Source organism: Microbacterium aurantiacum (genome assembly GCF_002872075.1).
GTDB classification, from domain to species: domain Bacteria; phylum Actinomycetota; class Actinomycetes; order Actinomycetales; family Microbacteriaceae; genus Microbacterium; species Microbacterium aurantiacum_A.
Genome location: NZ_PGGU01000005.1, coordinates 1 through 18634 on the forward strand (window position 1 = coordinate 1; position 18634 = coordinate 18634).

Genomic DNA, 18634 nt, shown 5'->3' on the forward strand with positions numbered 1-18634 from the left:
GCCCCCAAGACCACCGGCCGCGGACGCCGCGCCGCGAAGCCGGCTCAGGATGCCGCTGCCGAGGCGCCTGCCGCCGAGCAGCCGGCGCCCGCACCGGCCGAGAACGCACCGGCGAACGGCGACGCCTCCTCCGAGAACGCGGACGGCGACGAGCAGAACGGCCGTGGCCGTGGTCGTAACCGCAGCCGCAACCGCGGACGCGGTCAGAACGGAACCGCTCCGGAGCCGCAGCAGCAGGCCGCACCCGCCGAGAGCGAACAGTCCGCGAACAGCCGCAACCGTCAGCGCAACAAGCGCCGCGGCGGCGAGCCCACCGACGAGTTCGACACCGAGATCGGCGAGGACGACGTCCTCATCCCGATCGCCGGCATCCTCGACGTGCTCGACAACTACGCGTTCGTCCGCACCACGGGCTACCTCGCCGGCCCCAGCGACGTCTACGTCTCGCTCGGTCAGGTCAAGAAGTACAACCTGCGCAAGGGCGATGCGATCGTCGGCTCCATCAAGCAGCCCCGCGAGGGCGAGCAGCCGGGCCGCCAGAAGTACAACGCGCTGGTCAAGGTCGACTCCATCAACGGCCTGTCGGTCGACGACGCCGCGACTCGCGTCGAGTTCGGCAAGCTCACCCCGCTGTACCCGCAGGAGCGTCTGCGCCTGGAGACGGCGCCCGAGAAGCTCACGCAGCGCATCATCGACCTCGTCGCGCCGATCGGAAAGGGTCAGCGCGGTCTCATCGTCGCGCCGCCCAAGGCCGGCAAGACGATCGTGCTGCAGCAGATCGCCAACGCGATCGCGCAGAACAACCCCGAGGTCCACCTCATGGTCGTGCTCGTCGACGAGCGCCCCGAAGAGGTCACCGACATGGAGCGCACGGTGAAGGGCGAGGTCATCGCCTCGACGTTCGACCGCCCGGCCGAAGACCACACGACGGTCGCCGAGCTGGCGATCGAGCGCGCGAAGCGCCTCGTCGAGCTGGGACGCGACGTCGTCGTGCTGCTCGACTCGATCACGCGACTCGGTCGCGCATACAACCTGGCAGCTCCTGCGTCGGGCCGCGTGCTCACCGGCGGTGTCGACGCTTCGGCGCTGTACCCGCCGAAGCGCTTCTTCGGCGCCGCACGCAACATCGAGAACGGCGGATCGCTCACGATCATCGCCACCGCGCTCGTCGAGACTGGCTCCAAGATGGACGAGGTCATCTTCGAGGAGTTCAAGGGCACCGGCAACAGCGAACTGCGCCTGTCGCGCTCGCTGGCCGACAAGCGGATCTTCCCGGCGGTCGACGTGAACGCGTCCAGCACCCGCCGTGAGGAGATGCTGCTCTCCGCCGACGAGGTGAAGATCACGTGGAAGCTGCGTCGCGCCCTCGCCGGCCTCGACCAGCAGCAGGCTCTCGAGGTCGTGCTCGGAAAGCTGAAGGAGACGCACTCCAACGTGGAGTTCCTGATCCAGATGCAGAAGTCGATCCCCACGCTGCCCGCGGGCGGCCACGGCCACGACAACAACATCCGCTGAGCTGACGTGTTCGAGTCCGTCCAGACTCTCATCGACGAGCACCGCCGGGTGCAGGAGGAACTCTCCGACCCGGCGGTGCACGCCGATGCCGCGCGAGCCAAGCGGGTCAACCGCCGGTACGCCGAGCTGAGCCGGATCGTCGCTGCCTACGACGCGTGGCGTGCCGCATCCGACGATCTGGATGCCGCACGGGAGTTCGCGAAGGAGGATGAGGCGTTCGCCGAAGAGGTGCCGTCTCTCGAGGCCGGTCTCCAGGCCGCTCAGGAGCGTCTGCGGCGGCTGCTCATTCCCCGCGACCCGGATGACGCCCGCGACGTGATCATGGAGATCAAGGCGGGGGAGGGCGGTGCCGAGTCGGCGCTGTTCGCCGCCGATCTGCTGCGGATGTACATCCAGTACGCGGCATCCAAGGGCTGGAAGACCGAGCTGCTGGAGCGCAACGAATCCGACCTCGGCGGCTACAAGGACGTCCAGATCGCCATCAAGGGGTCCTCGACCGATCCCGCTCAGGGCGTCTGGGCGCACCTCAAATACGAGGGCGGCGTGCATCGTGTGCAGCGCGTGCCGGCGACCGAGTCGCAGGGGCGCATCCACACCTCGACGACGGGCGTGCTGGTATTCCCCGAGGTCGATGAGCCCGACGAGGTCGAGATCAGCCAGAACGATCTCAAGATCGACGTCTTCCGCTCGTCCGGACCCGGCGGTCAGTCCGTGAACACCACGGACTCGGCGGTGCGCATCACGCATCTGCCGACGGGCATCGTGGTGTCGATGCAGAACGAGAAGTCGCAGCTGCAGAACCGCGAGGCCGGCATGCGCGTGCTGCGCGCCCGCCTGCTCGCTCGCCAGCAGGAGGAGCGGGATGCCGTCGCATCCGACGCGCGCAAGTCGCAGATCCGCACGATGGACCGCTCCGAGCGCATCCGCACGTACAACTTCCCGGAGAACCGCATCGCCGACCACCGCACCGGCTTCAAGGCGTACAACCTCGACCAGGTGATGGACGGCGCACTCGGCCCGATCGTCGAGAGCGCGATCCAGGCCGACGAAGAGGCTCGACTCGCCGCTGTCGGCTCCTGAAGCCGGACCGCGCGTCTCCCTCGGGAGCGGTCGTGCCGGGCGATATGCTCAGCGCGTGATCACGCTCCTGTTCCGCACGCTCATCTACCTCGCGTCGGCCGGCCTCGGCCTCATCGTCGCCGACCTGGTGCTCGAGGGCTTCCGGATCGACTGGTCGAAGTGGTGGGGCTTCGCCATCTGCATCGTGATCTTCGCGATCCTGCAGAGCATCCTCTCACCGTGGATCAGCAGGCTCGCCGACCGCTACGCGCCGGTGCTGCTCGGCGGGATCGGCATCTTCTCGACGCTGATCGCCCTGGTCATCGTCGTCCTGCTGCCGATCGGCGGTCTGCGCATCGTCGGCGCGGCCGGCTGGATCCTCGGCGCCGTCATCGTCTGGCTGGTCACCGCGCTCGGCACGATCCTGCTGCCGATGATCTTCCTCAAGAAGGACCCGGCTGCGGAGCGCGGCAGGCGCTCGCGCTGAGCCGGTTCAGATCGAGTAGTCCGGCGCGGTGAGCAGCGCGCGGGTGTCCTCGCCGACGGTGCGCTGACGCGGTTTGGCGGGGACGCCGACGAGGATGCTGTCCGCCGGTGCATCCTTCGTCACGACCGCGTTCGCGCCGACCACGGAGCCGGCGCCTATCGTCACAGGGCCGAGGATCTTCGCACCGGCGCCGACCGCGACGCCGTCGCCGATCGTGGGATGCCTTTTTCCGGAGTCCCGCGTGCGACCGCCCAGGGTGACACCGTGATACAGCATCACGTCGTCGCCGATCTCAGCCGTCTCACCGATCACGACGCCCATGCCGTGGTCGATGAAGAAGCGCCGGCCGATCTGTGCGCCCGGATGGATCTCGATGCCGGTCAGCCATCGTGTGAGCTGCGAGCCCAGCCGGGCGACGAAGCGCGCCCGGTGCGTCCACAGCCAGTGCCAGGCGCGGTGAGCCCAGGCCGCATGGAGTCCGGGATACAACAGGGCGATCTCCAGGCTCGATCGAGTCGCGGGATCCCGCAGCTTGGCGGCCGCGAGATCCTCGCGCATTCGCGAGACGATGCTCATCAGTCTTCGCGGATGTCCTCGAACAGCGCGGTGGAGAGGTAGCGCTCGCCCGTGTCGGGGATGATCACGACGATCTTCTTTCCGGCGTTCTCAGGGCGTGCGGCGACGGAGAGTGCCGCCCAGGCGGCTGCACCGCTGGAGATGCCCACCAGCAGCCCCTCCTTCGCCGCGAGGTCGCGTGCGGTGGAGATCGCATCCTCGAACTCGACCGTGACGACCTCGTCGTACACGGTCGTGTCGAGGATCGGGGGGACGAAGTTCGGGCCGATGCCCTGGATCTTGGCGGGGCCGGGCGTGCCCTGCGAGAGCAGCGGAGACGCGGTCGGCTCGACCGCGATCACCTGGACGTTCGGGTTGCGCTGCTTGAGCACCTGGCCGACGCCGGTGATGGTGCCGCCGGTGCCGATGCCGGCCACGAAGATGTCGACGTCGCCTTCGGTGTCGCGCCAGATCTCCTCGGCCGTGGTGCGGCGGTGGATCTCTGCATTCGCCTGGTTCTCGAACTGGCGCGCGAGGATGGCCCCGGGCGTCTCGGCGGCGATCCGCTCGGCTTCGGCGATCGCGCCCTTCATCCCCAGTGTCGGGTCGGTGAGCACGAGCTGCGCGCCGAACGCCTTCAGCAGGACGCGGCGCTCCTTCGACATCGATGCGGGCATCGTGAGGATCACTGTGTAGCCGCGGGCCGCGCCGACGAGCGAGAGCGCGATGCCGGTGTTGCCGCTGGTGGCTTCGATGATCGTCCCGCCGGGGGCGAGTGTGCCGGCCTCTTCGGCGGCGTTGATGATCGCGATACCGAGACGGTCCTTCACGCTCGAGCCGGGGTTGAAGAACTCGAGCTTGGCCAGCACCGTCGCACCCAGACCCTCGGTCACGCGATTCAGGCGGACTAGGGGAGTGTTTCCGAACGCGGTGGTGATGTCTGCGTGGATGCCGGGCATGAAGGGCCTTTCCTAGACGGGACGCTGCGGCACCAGCCTAAGTGAGGGCACCTGCCCGACGGCCAATGTGACGGCGAATTGCGCTCTACGCTGGAACGCATGCCCGAATCCTCTCTCACCGTCCTCGTCCGGGCTGCGGCGCAGCGCCTCGCCGAAGCGGGCGTGCCGGATCCGCTTGTCGACACGGAGCTGCTGGTCGCGCACGTGCTGCACAAGCGCCGAGGGGAGGTGCAGGCGGCGATCATCCGCGGCGACGGGATGGATGAGGCGGATGCTGCGGCGCTCGACGCTCTCGTGTCGAGGCGCGCGCGGCGCGAGCCCCTGCAGCACCTCACCGGCACCGCTCCGTTCCGGCATCTGGAACTCGCGGTCGGGCCGGGGGTGTTCGTGCCGCGTCCCGAGACCGAGATCGTGGTCCAGTACGCCATCGACGCGCTGCAGAACGCACCGGAGCCCGCGCCGATCGGCGTCGATCTCGGCACCGGCAGCGGGGCGATCGCCCTGGCGATGGCCACCGAGGTGCCGCACGCCAGGATCTTCGCCGCCGAGGTCTCGGCGGATGCCCACGCCTGGGCAGCGCGCAACGCCGCCGGGGTGGGCAACCTGACGCTGGTGCACGCGGACCTCGCCGACGCCTTCGCCGAACTCGAAGGCACCGTGACGGTCGTCATCTCCAACCCGCCCTACGTCCCGGACGCCGCTGTGCCACGCGACCCGGAGGTGCGCCTGTTCGATCCCGCTCTGGCGTTGTACGGCGGGGAGGACGGACTGGACATCGTGCGCGTGCTCAGCACCCGCGCCCGGCAGTTGCTGATGCCCGGTGGTCTCCTCGTCATCGAGCACGGGGAGCTGCAGGGAGAGGCCATCCGCGACATCCTCACCACGGACGGGTGGCGAGCCGCTGCCACGCACCGCGACCTGACCCAGCGCGACCGGGCCACGACCGCCGTGTGTCCCTGAGCCCGGGCGACCTTCTCATCCAGGAACCCCCGACTAGAATCGAATGGTCATGTCTCCTATCTTCGACTGCACCGATGCGGCGCAGCTGCTCACCGGCATGCGCCATGCGCGCCAGGCGATCGGTCGCGGCGAACTCATCGTGATGCCCACCGACACCGTGTACGGCGTCGCCGCAGACGCCTTCTCGCCGGCCGCCGTGCAGCGGCTCCTCGATGCGAAGGGCCGCGGCCGCGACGCGCCGCCGCCGGTGCTGATCGGCACCAAGGAGACCCTGAACGCCCTGGTCGAAGAGGTCCCCGAGGCGGTGCAGAAGCTCGTCGACGCGTTCTGGCCCGGCGGCCTGACGATCGTGCTGCCGGCTCAGGCCTCGCTGGCATGGGACCTGGGGGAGACCCTCGGCACCGTCGCGGTCCGCATGCCCGAGGGACAGGTGGCCTTGGAGCTGCTTGCCGAGACGGGGCCGATGGCCGTCTCCAGCGCGAACCTCACGGGCAAGGATGCGGCGATCTCCGCATACGACGCCGAGCGGATGCTGGGAGACAGCGTCGCCGTGTACCTCGCCGACGGCCTGAGCAAGAACGGGATCGCTTCGACCATCGTCGACGCGACATCCCTCGTGCGCCGGGGTGCCGATGACGAACCCGCACGGGTGCGGATCCTCCGCGACGGCGTGATCACGCGTGAGCAGCTGAGCGAGGTGCTCGGCGATGTGTTGGAGCCGATCGCGTCGTCGGACGAGGATTCGTGAAGCAGTACCTCTTCACGATCATCCTGACCGCCGCGATCACATTCGCGCTGACCTGGGCGGTCTGGCGGCTGAGCCTGCGGTTCAAGCTCTACCCCGGCATCCGTGAGCGCGACGTGCACACCACGCCGACCCCGCGACTCGGCGGCGTCGCGATCTTCCTCGGCATCGCAGCGGCGATCGGCTTCTCGGCGGCCAACCCGTTCTTCGCCACGATGTGGGTGCGACCGCAGACCATGTGGGCGATCCTCGGCGCCTCGCTGCTGATCGCCGTGATCGGCGTGATCGACGATCTCTGGGATCTCGACTGGATGATCAAGCTGGGCGCGCAGTTCCTCGCCGCCGGAGTCATCACCGTCGGCGGCGGACTGCAGATCCTCTCGCTGCCGTTCGGCGACATCATCGTCTTCTCGAGCTGGTTCAGCATCACGATGACGATGTTCGCGATCGTCATCGTCATGAACGCCGTGAACTTCATCGACGGCCTCGACGGCCTCGTCGCCGGCGTCTGCCTCATCTCGAACGGCGTGTTCTTCGCCTACTCCTACATCCTGACCAGGGACACCGGAGCATCCAGCTACTTCAACCTGGCCTCCTTCCTCGCCGCGGTCCTGATCGGCGCGTGCCTCGGCTTCCTGCCGTTGAACTGGAGTCCCGCCAAACTCTTCATGGGAGACTCCGGGGCGCTCGTGCTCGGGCTGCTGATGGCCACGTCCGCCATCGCGCTCACCGGTCAGCTGGATCCCTCAGCGCTCGACCCGGAGCAGCTCGGACGATCGCAGCTGCTCGGTGCCTTCATCCCGATTCTGCTGCCGGTGCTCGTCGTGCTGCTGCCGCTGCTCGATTTCGGGCTCGCCGTGCTCCGACGCATGAGCGCCGGGAAGTCGCCCTTCTCGCCGGACCGGAAGCACCTGCACCACCGGATGCTCGATCTGGGGCACCGCGACCGCGACGCCGTGCTCATCTTCTACGCCTGGGCCGCAGTGATCTCGCTCGCCGTGCTGCTGATGTACGTCGGCGCACGCGAGGACTGGCCGGGGCAGTACCTGCCCGGCGTCGCCTTCGGCGTGGTGGGCATCGGCGCCTGCCTCGTGATCACCCTGATGCCCACGCCCCGCGCGAAGCCCGCGGCGATCGCCGAGCCCGACCCGTCACCCCTGGAGTCCTGATGAGCCCGAATCCCGTATCCAGCACGCCGATCCTGCGCCGCACCCTGATCTGGTCCGCAGTGGCGACCGCGGTGCTCGCCGTCGTCGCCGGCGTCCTGGGCTTCGCCTTCGCGCAGGGCTCGGGTCTGGTGAGCGGTCTGCTCGGCGTGCTCCTGGCCGCGCTGTTCCTCGCGATCACGGCGATCAGCATCCTCGTCGCGAACCGCTGGTACGGGGACCCGATCTACGTGCAGCTGTTCTTCGCGATCGTGCTCGGCGGATGGCTGCTGAAACTCGGCGTCTTCATCGTGGTGATGATCATGCTCAGCGGCGCGCCGTGGATCCACCCGATGACGTTCTTCCTCTCCATCGTCGCCGGTGTGATGATGTCGCTCGTGATCGATGTCCTCGTCCTGACGAGGATGCGGCTGCCGAACGTGAGTGACATCTCGCTGCCCACCGAAGTGCCAGAGGATCGCGCGCCAGGAGCCGCGAACCGCGCCCCGGAGGAGCCGTCCGAGGGGGGCCCGGCGTCTTCGCAGACTCCGTGATTCTGATAGGGTTGAACCGTGCCCGCCGCTCTCCTGCGAGCGCTTGCGCTGTGAAGCACACCGACCATCGTCGCCCCGGTTCTGACCGGTGCCCCGAAGCTGGAGCCCGCGCTGTTTAATCTTGCTGCGACCTTGACCCCACGACTTGCCTCTGACGGCGAGTTCCACGGCCCGTCGATCAATGAATTCTTCCCGGAGATCCTTTTCGATGTCGCGGGCATCCCTGTGCACCGCATTCATCTGGTGCAGCTCCTCTCGGTGATCGTGGTCGTCCTGATCCTCTGGCTCGGCACTCGCAACATGCGCGTCGTGCCCGGACGCTTCCAGAGCCTCGTCGAGATGGGCCTGGGCTTCGTCCGCGGCAACATCGCCCACGACCTGCTCGGTCGCAAGGACGGCGACCGCTTCCTCCCGATCCTCACCACGATCTTCTTCATGGTGCTGTTCATGAACATCACCGGCATCATCCCGTTCCTGAACATCGCCGGAACCAGCATCGCGGCCGTTCCGCTGACGCTCGCGCTCGTGAGCTACTTCACTTTCATCTACGCGGGCATCAAGAAGAGCCCCGGTGGCTTCTTCAAGAACGCGCTGTTCCCGGCGGGTGTGCCGTGGCCGGTGTACATCATCGTGACACCGATCGAGTTCCTCTCGACCTTCATCATCCGTCCGGTCACGCTGATGCTCCGACTGCTGATGAACATGGTCGTCGGCCACATGCTCCTGGTGCTGTGCTTCGCAGCAACCCAGTTCTTCTTCTTCACCGCAGGTGGCGGCTGGGCCGCACTCGGTGTCGGAACCCTCGCCTTTGGCGGCGCCTTCACTCTCTTCGAGATTCTGGTCGCCGTCCTCCAGGCGTACGTCTTCACCGTCCTCACCGCGGTCTACATCCAGCTCGCGGTCGCAGAAGAACACTAAGCCACTAGACACTGAGCGGGTCGGCCCAGGCCACCCACCCAACGAAAGGAAAAACCCGTGGACGCAACTACGGTTCTCGCAGACATCAACGGTCACCTCGCATCTGTCGGCTACGGCCTCGCAGCGATCGGTCCGGCCATCGGTGTGGGCATCGTCGTCGGCAAGACCATCGAGGGCGTCGCCCGTCAGCCCGAGCTGGCCGGTCGCCTTCAGGTCCTCATGTGGATCGGTATCGCCTTCACCGAGGCGCTTGCATTCGTCGGCATCGCCGTCGGATTCATCCCCTTCCCGTAATCCGCACCGACTTCTGAAGGAGACAGGATGCTGAACGCTCTTGTCACGACACTCGCGGCGGAAGAGACACCGAATCCGCTCATCCCCGCGTGGTACGACATCATCTGGTCGGGCCTGTGGTTCCTCGTCATCCTCGTCGTCGTGTGGAAGGTCGCCCTTCCCAAGCTGACAGCGATGCTCGATGAGCGGTCCGCCGCCATCGAGGGAAACATCGCCAAGGCCGACGAGGCGCAGAAGCAGGCGGAGGCGGCACTCGAGGAGTACACGCGTCAGCTCGCTGAGGCGCGCACCGAGGCCGGTGAGATCCGTGAGGCCGCCCGTGAGGACGGCAAGAAGATCGTCACCGAGGCCAAGGATGCGGCGTCGAGCGAAGCCGCTCGCATCACCGCGACCGCACACACGCAGATCGAGGCCGAGCGCCAGGCCGCTCTCGTCTCGCTCCGCTCCGAGGTGGGCACGCTCGCGATCGACCTCGCCGGTGGCGTGGTCGGGGAGACTCTCTCCGACGACGCACGTGCCACGGCCGTCGTCGACCGGTTCCTCGCCGACCTCGAAGCATCCGAGAAGGCGGCTCAGTAATGGGCAGCGCGACCACTCAGGCACTCGCGGCATCCGTTCAGGCGCTTGCCGCAGCGTCCGGCGTCACGCTCGACACCGCGCGGGAGTTCTTCGCCGCCGCACGTGCCGTGGGCGAGTCGTCCCACCTGAGCGGCGCGCTCGCCGACCCCTCGGCTCCGGTCGAGGCGCGACAGAATGTCGTCGCAGCGGTGTTCGGCGGGTTCTCTGCGAACACCAGGGACGTCCTCAAGGTGGCCGTGGCGGAGCGCTGGTCGAACGCCGACCAGCTCATCGACGGCATCGAGGAGCTCGCGATCCGGGCAGCGGCGATCGCCGACGAGAACGCGGACATCGAGGGCGAGTTGTTCGCCTTCACCCGCGTGATCGCGGCGAACGCCGAGCTCGAGCTCGCGCTCGGCGGACGGCTCGGGGGAGAGGACGCCAAGGGCGCCCTCGTCGATCGACTGCTCGCGAGTGGCGCCAGCGCCCCCGCGACGCTGATCGTCTCGTCGCTGGTCCGCCAGCCCCGTGGGCGCCGCGTGCGCCAGCTGCTGAGCCGGGCGATGAACATCGTCTCCAACCAGCGCGGCCGCGTCGTGGCCACGGTGCACAGCGCGAAGGCGCTCAGCGCAGCCCAGCAGACCCGTCTGAGCGACGCGCTCTCGCGTCGCTACGACGGCCGGGTGTCGCTCAACATCGTCATCGACCCGACCGTCGTCGGAGGCCTGCGCGTGCAGATCGCCGATGACGTCATCGACGGCAGCATCGCCGCACGTCTCGCCGATCTTCGCCAGAAGCTCGCGGGCTAACACGATTTTCGCGCGGGGAACCGCGCAGACTCTCTAATACAAAGGGAAGACAATGGCAGAACTATCGATCAGCCCCGACGTCATCCGTGACGCGCTGAAGGACTTCGCCGCTGCGTACGAGCCCTCCGGGGCCGCGGCGACCGAGGTCGGCACCGTCATCGACGCCGCAGACGGCATCGCGCACGTCGAAGGACTGCCCGGTGTGATGGCGAACGAGCTCGTCACCTTCGGCGACGGCACCAAGGGCCTCGCGCTGAGCCTCGACGAGCACCAGATCGGCGTCGTCGTCCTCGGCGACTTCCAGGGTGTCGAGGCCGGCCAGAAGGTCACCCGCACCGGCGAGGTCCTCTCGGTCCCCGTCGGCGACGGCTACCTCGGCCGCGTCGTCGACCCGCTCGGCAACCCGATCGACGGACTCGGCGCCATCGAGACCGAGGGCGTCCGCGCACTCGAGCTCCAGGCCCCCGGCGTCATGCAGCGCAAGTCGGTGCACGAGCCGATGCAGACCGGCATCAAGGCGATCGACGCGATGATCCCCGTCGGCCGCGGTCAGCGTCAGCTGATCATCGGCGACCGCCAGACCGGCAAGACGGCCATCGCGATCGACACGATCATCAACCAGAAGGACAACTGGGCGTCGGGCGACGTCAACAAGCAGGTCCGCTGCATCTACGTCGCCATCGGCCAGAAGGGCTCCACCATCGCTTCGGTGAAGGGTGCGCTCGAAGAGGCCGGCGCCCTGGAGTACACCACGATCGTGGCTGCTCCGGCATCCGACCCCGCCGGCTTCAAGTACCTCGCCCCCTACACGGGTTCGGCGATCGGCCAGCACTGGATGTACGGCGGCAAGCACGTCCTCATCATCTTCGACGACCTGTCGAAGCAGGCCGAGGCCTACCGTGCCGTCTCGCTGCTCCTGCGTCGTCCGCCGGGCCGTGAGGCCTACCCGGGTGACGTCTTCTACCTGCACTCCCGTCTGCTGGAGCGTTGCGCGAAGCTGTCCGACGAACTCGGTGCGGGCTCGATGACGGGTCTCCCGATCATCGAGACCAAGGCGAACGACGTCTCGGCATACATCCCGACCAACGTGATCTCGATCACCGACGGCCAGATCTTCCTGCAGTCCGACCTCTTCAACGCCAACCAGCGTCCCGCGGTCGACGTCGGCATCTCGGTCTCGCGAGTCGGTGGTGACGCCCAGGTCAAGTCGATCAAGAAGGTCTCCGGAACGCTGAAGCTGGAGCTGGCGCAGTACCGCTCGCTCGAGGCCTTCGCGATGTTCGCATCCGACCTCGACGCGGCCTCTCGTCGCCAGCTGTCGCGCGGTGCACGACTGACCGAGCTGCTCAAGCAGCCGCAGTACTCGCCGTACCCCGTCGAGGAGCAGGTCGTCTCGATCTGGGCCGGAACCAACGGCAAGCTCGACACGATCGAGGTCGAAGACGTCCTGCGCTTCGAGCGCGAGCTGCTCGACCACCTGCGTCGCAACAGCAAGGTGCTCGAGACGCTGCGTGAGACCAACGTCCTCGATGATGACACCATCGCCGAGCTCACGAAGCAGACGGATGCCTTCATCCTGGAGTTCCAGGGCGGCAAGGGACACGCCATCGGCGCCCCGGGCCACGAGGAGCACGCGGCTGCTGAGGCGGAGGACGTCAACCAGGAGAAGATCGTCAAGGGTCGTCGCGCGTAATCGCGTGAGGTACTGAGAACATGGGCGCTCAACTCAGGGTCTACAAGCAGAAGATCTCTTCTGCCCAGACGACCAAGAAGATCACGAAGGCGATGGAACTCATCGCGGCTTCGCGCATCCAGAAGGCGATGGCACGCGTCAAGGCGTCCACTCCCTTCGCGCGAGCCGTGACGAGGGCCGTCTCAGCCGTCGCGACCCACTCGAACGTGGATCACCCGCTCACCCGCGAGCCGGAGAACATCAGCCGCTCGGCGGTGGTCATCTTCTCCTCGGACCGCGGTCTGGCCGGTGCCTTCAACTCGCAGATCCTCCGTGAGGGTCTCGAGGTCGCCGAGCTCCTGCGCGAGCAGGGCAAGGAGCCGGTGTTCTACCTCATCGGACGCAAGGCGGTCGGATACTTCCAGTTCCGGCGCATCGCCGCTGCCGCGCAGTGGACCGGCGACACCGACACCCCCTCTTTCCACACGGCGGAGGAGATCGCGCACACGCTGCTCGACGCCTTCTCCCGCGGTGGGGACGGCGGCGGGGTCGACGAGATCCACCTCGTGTACAACCGCTTCGTCAGCATGATGACGCAGTCGCCGGAGTCCGTGCGCCTGCTGCCGCTGGAGATCACGGAGGCCGACGACTCGGAGGCGGGCAGCACCGTCTACCCGCTGTACGAGTTCGAGCCGGATGCCGAGACCGTGCTGGACGCGATCCTGCCGGTGTACATCCAGAGCCGCGTCTTCAACGCCCTTCTGCAGTCGTCCGCCGCCAAGCAGGCCGCGACGCAGAAGGCGATGAAGTCCGCCAGCGACAACGCCGACAAGCTCATCACCGACTACACACGCCTGCGCAACAACGCGCGTCAGGCTGAGATCACGCAGCAGATCGCGGAGATCGTCGGCGGCGCCGACGCCCTCTCATCGAGCAAATAGAACCTCAGGAAAGAGACGAGAAATGACCCCCACCGCTACGGCTGACAAGCCCGCGACCGCGGTCGTCGGGCGCGTCGCACGCGTCAACGGTCCGGTTGTCGACATCGAGTTCCCGCACGACTCGATCCCCGAAATCTACAACGCGCTGAAGACCACGATCACGATCGGCGAGGAGTCGACCGAGATCACGCTCGAGGTCGCTCAGCACCTCGGTGACGACCTGGTCCGCGCCATCGCCCTGAAGCCGACCGACGGCATCGTCCGCGGCCAGGAGGTGCGCGACACCGGCGAGGCCATCTCGGTGCCCGTCGGCGACGTCACCAAGGGCAAGGTCTTCAACGTGATCGGCGAGGTCCTCAACGGCGAGCCCGGCGAGGTCCTCGAGGTCACCGAGCGCTGGCCGATCCACCGCAAGGCGCCGAACTTCGACCAGCTCGAGTCCAAGACTCAGATGTTCGAGACCGGCATCAAGTCGATCGACCTCCTGACCCCGTACGTGCTGGGTGGAAAGATCGGCCTCTTCGGCGGCGCCGGTGTCGGCAAGACCGTCCTCATCCAAGAGATGATCCAGCGCGTCGCGCAGGACCACGGTGGTGTGTCGGTGTTCGCCGGTGTCGGAGAGCGCACCCGTGAGGGCAACGACCTCATCCACGAGATGGAAGAGGCGGGCGTCTTCGACAAGACCGCCCTCGTGTTCGGCCAGATGGACGAGCCGCCGGGAACGCGTCTTCGCGTCGCCCTCTCGGCTCTGACGATGGCGGAGTACTTCCGCGACGTGCAGAAGCAGGATGTGCTTCTCTTCATCGACAACATCTTCCGCTTCACGCAGGCCGGTTCCGAGGTCTCCACACTGCTGGGCCGCATGCCCTCCGCCGTGGGTTACCAGCCGAACCTCGCCGACGAGATGGGTGTCCTCCAGGAGCGCATCACCTCGACCCGCGGTCACTCGATCACCTCGCTGCAGGCGATCTACGTGCCGGCCGACGACTACACCGACCCTGCCCCGGCGACCACCTTCGCCCACCTCGACGCGACCACCGAGCTCTCGCGCGAGATCGCATCGAAGGGTCTCTACCCGGCGATCGACCCGCTGACCTCGACCTCGCGGATCATGGACCCCCGCTACCTGGGCGAGGACCACTACCGCGTGGCCACCACGGTCAAGCAGATCCTCCAGAAGAACAAGGAACTGCAGGAGATCATCGCCATCCTCGGTGTCGACGAACTCTCCGAAGAGGACAAGATCGTCGTGTCGCGTGCACGTCGCATCCAGCAGTTCCTCTCGCAGAACACCTACATGGCCAAGAAGTTCACGGGTGTCGAGGGTTCGACGGTTCCGCTGAAGGAGACCATCGAGTCCTTCGACGCGATCACCCGCGGTGACTTCGACCACGTGGCCGAGCAGGCCTTCTTCAACGTCGGCGGCATCGGCGACGTTGAAGAGAAGTGGGCTCAGATCCAGAAGGAGAACGGCTGATCATGGCACTGCATGTCAGCCTCGTCTCCGCGGACGCGGAGGTCTGGACGGGAGAGGCGAGCCTCGTGGTCGCCAAGACCGTCGAGGGCGAGATCGGCTTCATGACCGGTCACGAGCCGGTGCTGGCCATCCTGGCCGAAGGCCAGGTCCGGATCACCCAGGCCGACGGCACCAAGGTGCTGGCGAACGCTCAGGATGGGTTCCTCTCCATGGAGGGCAGCAACCTGACGATCGTCGCCGGCAACGCGGCGCTCATCGCCTAGCAACGAATCGATTCCGAAGCGCAAGGACCCATCGGGTCCTTGCGCTTCGGCGTCTCCTGTGAGGAAGAGCATGAAGATCCTGCTGCCGCCGTCGGAGACCAAGCGGTCCGGAGGCTCCGGTCCGGTCATCCAGCTGGGGTCCCTGGCGCTGCCCGGCCTTCTCGATCAGCGCGCGGCGGTCGCCGGCGCCCTTGTCGAGCTGGCAGCGGACGAAGTTGCCTCCCGCAGGGTGCTCAAGCTGAGCGAGCGTCAGCTCGGCGACATCGCGCACAATCGGACGCTGCTCTCCTCGCCGACGATGCCGGCCGTCGATCGGTACACCGGCGTGCTCTTCGATGCGCTGGATGCCGCCACTCTGCCGACCGCCTCCAGACGCTGGCTCGGCGCGAACGTCTGGATCCACTCCGCCCCGTTCGGACCGGTCGGAGCCTTGGACCCGATCCCGTCTTACCGTCTCGCCGCGGGAACGTCACTGCCGGGAGTGGCCGCACTGCGGCGGCACTGGGCGGCGGCGACCACCGCGGCGTTCGCTGATGAGCAGCCGGCATTCGTGCTCGATCTGCGCAGTGAGGCGTACGTCGCCCTCGGACCGATCCCGGCATCCGTCCCGGCCGCCTACGTGCGCGTCGTCACCGACGACGGGGGCACATCGAGGGCGCTCAACCACTTCAACAAGACGGCGAAGGGGCAGCTCGTGCGTGCGCTGGCCGAAGATCGTCCTCGGTTGCGCTCGCTGCGGGCACTGCTGTCGTGGACGTCGGGACGCGGGATCCTGCTCCGAGCGACCGACGACCACAGGGTGCTCGAGCTCGTCGTCGCCGGCTGAAGAGCCCGAATGGGGATTTCTGCCCGTGTTTGTCATTGCCCGGCCACAGTGTCACCGCTAGTGTGGTGACGCGAAGCGCACGCTTCGTGGCGGGGGACGAGACACGTCTCCCGAGACCCAAAGAAATGTGAGTCTCATGTACGACGACAGTTCTGGCTATTACGGCCTCATCATTGCCTACGGTTTCGTGATGTTCATCATTGCGATCGCCGGTTACGTGTTGACCTCGCTGTTCCTGATGAAGATCTTCCAGAAGGCCGGCGTGCAGGGCGGATGGCGCGCCTGGGTTCCGGTCTACAACTCCATGGTGATGTTCAAGCTGGGTGACCTCAGCCCCTGGCTCGTGCTCTACGGTGTCGGCGGCGCGATCCTGCTCAGCTGGATCGGCATCGGCGTCGTCTTCTCCCTGGCGCTGGCGGTCCTCTCCGTGCTCGCCGCATGGCGGGTCGGCCTCAAGCTGCAGAAGGACGCGGTCTGGGTCGTTCTCTACATCTTCCTGAGCATCGTCTGGCTCGGCATCAACGCGTTCGACAAGTCGCGCTGGAACGCGAACGTCGCGCCCGCACCGTGGGCAGGCAACGCGTTCCTCGGCGACCGCACCGTCTGGGAAGGCGTTCCCACTCAGCCGTCCGCGGTCGCAGGCCCCGCACAGCCCGGATACGGCGCTGCCCCTCAGGGCTACGCACCGCCGGCTCAGCCGGGCTACGCACCGCCGGCTCAGCCCGGTTACGCTGCTCCCGCACAGCCGGGATACACGCCTCCTGCAGCGCCGTCCGCTCCGGCGACGGGTGCTCCGAGCGTCCCGCCGGTTCCGCCGACGACACCGCAGGCTCCGCCTGCTGCTCCGCCGGCACCTCCCACCACGCCGCCGGCGAACCCCACACCGCCCCCGGCCTGACAGCTGTGAACACAGAGCCCTCGACCTCGGTCGGGGGCTCTGTCGCGTGCGGGGACCGGCCCGTCGCGCCGTCCGGGCGAACGACTGGGATAGCGTGGAGGGCATGGTGATGTCGCAGCGCCGCGTGGGCGCATCCGGTCTTCTGGTCTCGCCGACGGGACTCGGCTGCAACAACTTCGGGCGCGCGGGCACCGCGACCCAGACGCTCGAGGGTACGCGGGAGGTGATCGACGCGGCGATCGCCAATGGCATCACGCTGCTCGACACCGCCGACATGTACGGCGCGGTCGCGGGAACGAGCGAGGCGCTGATGGGGGAGGCGCTGGAAGGTCGCCGCGATCGCATCGTTCTGGCCACGAAGTTCGGTCACGAGCGGGACATGGGGTACGACTTCCCGGCCGGACGAGGCTCCCGCCGATACGTCCGCCGTGCCGTCGAGGAGTCCTTGCGTCGTCTGCGCACCGATTGGATCGACCTCTACCAGCTGCACCTGCCCGATCCTGAGACACCGATCGCCGAGACGATCGACGCCCTCGACGAGCTGGTCAGAGAGGGGAAGATCCGCTACTACGGCCACTCGAACTTCACCGGGTGGCAGGTCGCCGAGGCGGAGTTCACCTCCCGGGAGCGCTCGACCGGCCGCTTCATCTCGGCGCAGAACCACTACTCGCTGCTCGCCCGCGCGGCGGAGCGCGAGGTTCTGCCGGCTGCGGAGCGGTACGGGCTCGGCTTCTTCCCGTACTTCCCGCTGCACAACGGTCTCCTCACCGGAAAGTTCACACGCGATGGGGGACCCGCATCGAGCCGGATCATGTCCTCGCGCCGCCACGTCTGGGAGAACGCGCCTTGGGATGCTCTCGACGAGTTCCGGGTCTTCTGCGCCGAACGAGACATCACCATGCTGCAGGCGGCGTTCGGCTGGCTTCTGGCGCGGCCGGCTGTGTCCAGTGTGATCGCCGGGGCGACGTCGGCCGCCCAGATCGAGGCGAACGCGGCAGCGGGCACGGCATGGAGTCCTGACGAGGCGGATCTCGCGATCATCGACGAGCTCTTCCCGTTGCCCGAGGATCCGGGAGCGCGGGTATGAGGGCGGATGCGGAGTTCTACTACGATGTGTGAGTATCCTGCGTTCTTCCGAGCGACCGCAGGGATTTCGGAGGATGCACGTGGCTGAGACGACAACCCAGACACGCACTCTCATGGTCGCGGACCATGAGATGCGGCTCTCCTGGGCAGGCGTCACCGATCAGGGGCGTCGTCGCGATTCGAACCAGGACGCCTTCCTCGCCGAGTTCCCGCTCTTCATCGTCGCCGACGGCATGGGCGGCCACGCCGGCGGCGAGATCGCCAGCCGGAGCGCGATCGGCCGTCTGAAGACGGTGGTCTCCGACGGCCCGGTCAGCCGAACCGCGATCGAGCATGCCCTGGAGCTCGCGGTGGGCGACATCGCCGACCACCCGGAGACGACCGACGAAGGCACGGGGACGACACTGACCGGCGTGTTCCTCGACCTCGACACCGAGTTGCCGAACTGGGTGTCCCTGAACATCGGCGATTCCCGCGTCTACCTGCTCCGCGACGATCGACTGATCCAGATCACGACGGATCACTCGGTGGTGCAGGAACTCATCGCCGCAGGGAAGATCAGCCCTGAAGAGGCTGAAGGTCATCCATACAGCAACGTCATCACCCGTGCGGTCGGGGCCAGCGAGCTGATGGCTCCCGACTACATCAGCATCGATGTGCGCGCCGGAGACCGTTTCGTGATCTGCTCGGACGGACTCACCAAGGAACTCACGGACTACGGCATCCAGCACTTCCTCCGGGAGAACGCCGACCCCGGTGATGCAGTGGCTGCGATGCTGGTCGCGGCTTTGGAGAACGGCGGACGTGACAACGTGACTGTCATCGTCGTGCAGACCACCGAAGACGTCGCTGACTCCTCCTCCACAGACACGGAAACGGTCGAATAGCGGCCGATCGCTGGGGACAACGATGA

General features: G+C 67.2%; 21 protein-coding genes. 19 read left to right on the forward strand and 2 right to left on the reverse strand.

Annotated features, from left to right (window positions below; translation table 11 throughout):
* The 3 genes from rho to CUR96_RS02915 all read left to right on the forward strand — a co-directional run.
* On the forward strand, window positions 1-1515 hold a 1515-nt coding region (rho, locus tag CUR96_RS02905), incomplete at its 5' end, for a transcription termination factor Rho (RefSeq protein ID WP_180968920.1).
* Window positions 1516-1521: 6 nt separating this feature from the next.
* A complete protein-coding gene (gene prfA, locus CUR96_RS02910) occupies window positions 1522-2595 on the forward strand; it encodes a peptide chain release factor 1 (protein ID WP_102191805.1) in 1074 nt (357 codons plus the stop codon).
* Between the two features lie 55 nt (window positions 2596-2650).
* Window positions 2651-3061: a phage holin family protein gene (locus CUR96_RS02915; protein WP_102191806.1), complete on the forward strand. Its 411-nt coding sequence runs from the start codon at window positions 2651-2653 to the stop codon at window positions 3059-3061.
* 6 nt (window positions 3062-3067) lie between these two features.
* Here the strand turns inward: CUR96_RS02915 and epsC are convergent, their stop codons facing one another.
* Together epsC and cysK are read right to left on the reverse strand one after the other, a co-directional pair.
* A complete protein-coding gene (gene epsC / locus CUR96_RS02920) occupies window positions 3068-3637 on the reverse strand; it encodes a serine O-acetyltransferase EpsC (protein WP_102191807.1) in 570 nt (189 codons plus the stop codon).
* Complete coding sequence (cysK, locus tag CUR96_RS02925) at window positions 3637-4575, reverse strand: cysteine synthase A (RefSeq protein ID WP_102191808.1); 939 nt, start codon at window positions 4573-4575, stop codon at window positions 3637-3639. The genes epsC and cysK overlap by 1 nt, the downstream gene beginning before the upstream one ends.
* Window positions 4576-4674: 99 nt before the next feature.
* On the opposite strand from cysK, the gene prmC reads away from it, so the two are divergent.
* From prmC to CUR96_RS03005, 16 genes are all read left to right on the forward strand, one after another.
* The gene (gene prmC / locus CUR96_RS02930; RefSeq protein WP_102191809.1) at window positions 4675-5535 is read left to right on the forward strand and encodes a peptide chain release factor N(5)-glutamine methyltransferase; all 861 of its coding nucleotides are present in this window, start codon (window positions 4675-4677) and stop codon (window positions 5533-5535) included.
* A 49-nt stretch (window positions 5536-5584) separates the two neighbouring features.
* Window positions 5585-6283: an L-threonylcarbamoyladenylate synthase gene (locus CUR96_RS02935; protein ID WP_102192235.1), complete on the forward strand. Its 699-nt coding sequence runs from the start codon at window positions 5585-5587 to the stop codon at window positions 6281-6283.
* A complete protein-coding gene (locus CUR96_RS02940) occupies window positions 6280-7449 on the forward strand; it encodes an MraY family glycosyltransferase (RefSeq protein ID WP_102191810.1) in 1170 nt (389 codons plus the stop codon). Before CUR96_RS02935 ends, CUR96_RS02940 begins: the two co-directional genes overlap by 4 nt.
* The gene (locus CUR96_RS02945; RefSeq protein WP_102191811.1) at window positions 7449-7979 is read left to right on the forward strand and encodes a hypothetical protein; all 531 of its coding nucleotides are present in this window, start codon (window positions 7449-7451) and stop codon (window positions 7977-7979) included. Before CUR96_RS02940 ends, CUR96_RS02945 begins: the two co-directional genes overlap by 1 nt.
* 132 nt (window positions 7980-8111) lie before the next feature.
* The gene (atpB, locus tag CUR96_RS02950) at window positions 8112-8897 is read left to right on the forward strand and encodes a F0F1 ATP synthase subunit A (RefSeq protein ID WP_245861064.1); all 786 of its coding nucleotides are present in this window, start codon (window positions 8112-8114) and stop codon (window positions 8895-8897) included.
* A 57-nt stretch (window positions 8898-8954) separates the two neighbouring features.
* Window positions 8955-9191, forward strand: coding sequence for an ATP synthase F0 subunit C (gene atpE, locus CUR96_RS02955; protein ID WP_042541851.1), 237 nt, complete (start codon window positions 8955-8957; stop codon window positions 9189-9191).
* A 27-nt stretch (window positions 9192-9218) separates the two neighbouring features.
* Window positions 9219-9770, forward strand: a complete 552-nt coding sequence (locus CUR96_RS02960; RefSeq protein ID WP_102191813.1) for a F0F1 ATP synthase subunit B — start codon at window positions 9219-9221, stop codon at window positions 9768-9770.
* The gene (locus CUR96_RS02965; RefSeq protein ID WP_102191814.1) at window positions 9770-10558 is read left to right on the forward strand and encodes a F0F1 ATP synthase subunit delta; all 789 of its coding nucleotides are present in this window, start codon (window positions 9770-9772) and stop codon (window positions 10556-10558) included. The genes CUR96_RS02960 and CUR96_RS02965 overlap by 1 nt, the downstream gene beginning before the upstream one ends.
* A gap of 52 nt (window positions 10559-10610) precedes the next feature.
* Window positions 10611-12251 carry a F0F1 ATP synthase subunit alpha gene (atpA, locus tag CUR96_RS02970; RefSeq protein WP_102191815.1) on the forward strand — a complete coding sequence of 547 codons (1641 nt, stop codon included), beginning with the start codon at window positions 10611-10613 and terminating at the stop codon, window positions 12249-12251.
* A gap of 20 nt (window positions 12252-12271) precedes the next feature.
* Window positions 12272-13171 (forward strand): F0F1 ATP synthase subunit gamma, encoded by a 900-nt coding sequence (locus tag CUR96_RS02975; protein WP_102191816.1) that lies wholly within the window; start codon window positions 12272-12274, stop codon window positions 13169-13171.
* Between the two features lie 22 nt (window positions 13172-13193).
* Window positions 13194-14648: a F0F1 ATP synthase subunit beta gene (gene atpD / locus CUR96_RS02980; RefSeq protein ID WP_102191817.1), complete on the forward strand. Its 1455-nt coding sequence runs from the start codon at window positions 13194-13196 to the stop codon at window positions 14646-14648.
* A gap of 2 nt (window positions 14649-14650) precedes the next feature.
* Window positions 14651-14911, forward strand: a complete 261-nt coding sequence (locus CUR96_RS02985; protein WP_102191818.1) for a F0F1 ATP synthase subunit epsilon — start codon at window positions 14651-14653, stop codon at window positions 14909-14911.
* 70 nt (window positions 14912-14981) lie between these two features.
* Entirely contained in the window at window positions 14982-15737 is a 756-nt protein-coding gene (locus CUR96_RS02990) for a YaaA family protein (protein ID WP_102191819.1), read from the forward strand.
* 190 nt (window positions 15738-15927) lie between these two features.
* Window positions 15928-16635 (forward strand): DUF5684 domain-containing protein, encoded by a 708-nt coding sequence (locus tag CUR96_RS02995; protein ID WP_245861065.1) that lies wholly within the window; start codon window positions 15928-15930, stop codon window positions 16633-16635.
* Between the two features lie 103 nt (window positions 16636-16738).
* A complete protein-coding gene (locus CUR96_RS03000; protein ID WP_102191821.1) occupies window positions 16739-17722 on the forward strand; it encodes an aldo/keto reductase in 984 nt (327 codons plus the stop codon).
* A gap of 79 nt (window positions 17723-17801) precedes the next feature.
* Window positions 17802-18608 (forward strand): PP2C family protein-serine/threonine phosphatase, encoded by an 807-nt coding sequence (locus tag CUR96_RS03005; RefSeq protein ID WP_180968921.1) that lies wholly within the window; start codon window positions 17802-17804, stop codon window positions 18606-18608.
* Window positions 18609-18634 lie beyond the last annotated feature (26 nt).

What these genes read in the sequence shown, in the direction of transcription:
- CUR96_RS02985 (WP_102191818.1), top strand. Translation starts at nt 14,651, where the DNA reads ATGGCACTGCATGTCAGCCTCGTCTCCGCGGACGCGGAGGTCTGGACG.
- CUR96_RS03000 (WP_102191821.1), top strand. Translation starts at nt 16,739, where the DNA reads ATGGTGATGTCGCAGCGCCGCGTGGGCGCATCCGGTCTTCTGGTCTCG.
- epsC (WP_102191807.1), bottom strand. Translation starts at nt 3,637, where the DNA reads ATGAGCATCGTCTCGCGAATGCGCGAGGATCTCGCGGCCGCCAAGCTG.
- CUR96_RS02975 (WP_102191816.1), top strand. Translation starts at nt 12,272, where the DNA reads ATGGGCGCTCAACTCAGGGTCTACAAGCAGAAGATCTCTTCTGCCCAG.
- CUR96_RS02960 (WP_102191813.1), top strand. Translation starts at nt 9,219, where the DNA reads ATGCTGAACGCTCTTGTCACGACACTCGCGGCGGAAGAGACACCGAAT.
- prmC (WP_102191809.1), top strand. Translation starts at nt 4,675, where the DNA reads ATGCCCGAATCCTCTCTCACCGTCCTCGTCCGGGCTGCGGCGCAGCGC.
- CUR96_RS02945 (WP_102191811.1), top strand. Translation starts at nt 7,449, where the DNA reads ATGAGCCCGAATCCCGTATCCAGCACGCCGATCCTGCGCCGCACCCTG.
- CUR96_RS02995 (WP_245861065.1), top strand. Translation starts at nt 15,928, where the DNA reads ATGTTCATCATTGCGATCGCCGGTTACGTGTTGACCTCGCTGTTCCTG.
- cysK (WP_102191808.1), bottom strand. Translation starts at nt 4,575, where the DNA reads ATGCCCGGCATCCACGCAGACATCACCACCGCGTTCGGAAACACTCCC.
- atpA (WP_102191815.1), top strand. Translation starts at nt 10,611, where the DNA reads ATGGCAGAACTATCGATCAGCCCCGACGTCATCCGTGACGCGCTGAAG.
- CUR96_RS02990 (WP_102191819.1), top strand. Translation starts at nt 14,982, where the DNA reads ATGAAGATCCTGCTGCCGCCGTCGGAGACCAAGCGGTCCGGAGGCTCC.
- CUR96_RS02965 (WP_102191814.1), top strand. Translation starts at nt 9,770, where the DNA reads ATGGGCAGCGCGACCACTCAGGCACTCGCGGCATCCGTTCAGGCGCTT.
- CUR96_RS02935 (WP_102192235.1), top strand. Translation starts at nt 5,585, where the DNA reads ATGTCTCCTATCTTCGACTGCACCGATGCGGCGCAGCTGCTCACCGGC.
- atpD (WP_102191817.1), top strand. Translation starts at nt 13,194, where the DNA reads ATGACCCCCACCGCTACGGCTGACAAGCCCGCGACCGCGGTCGTCGGG.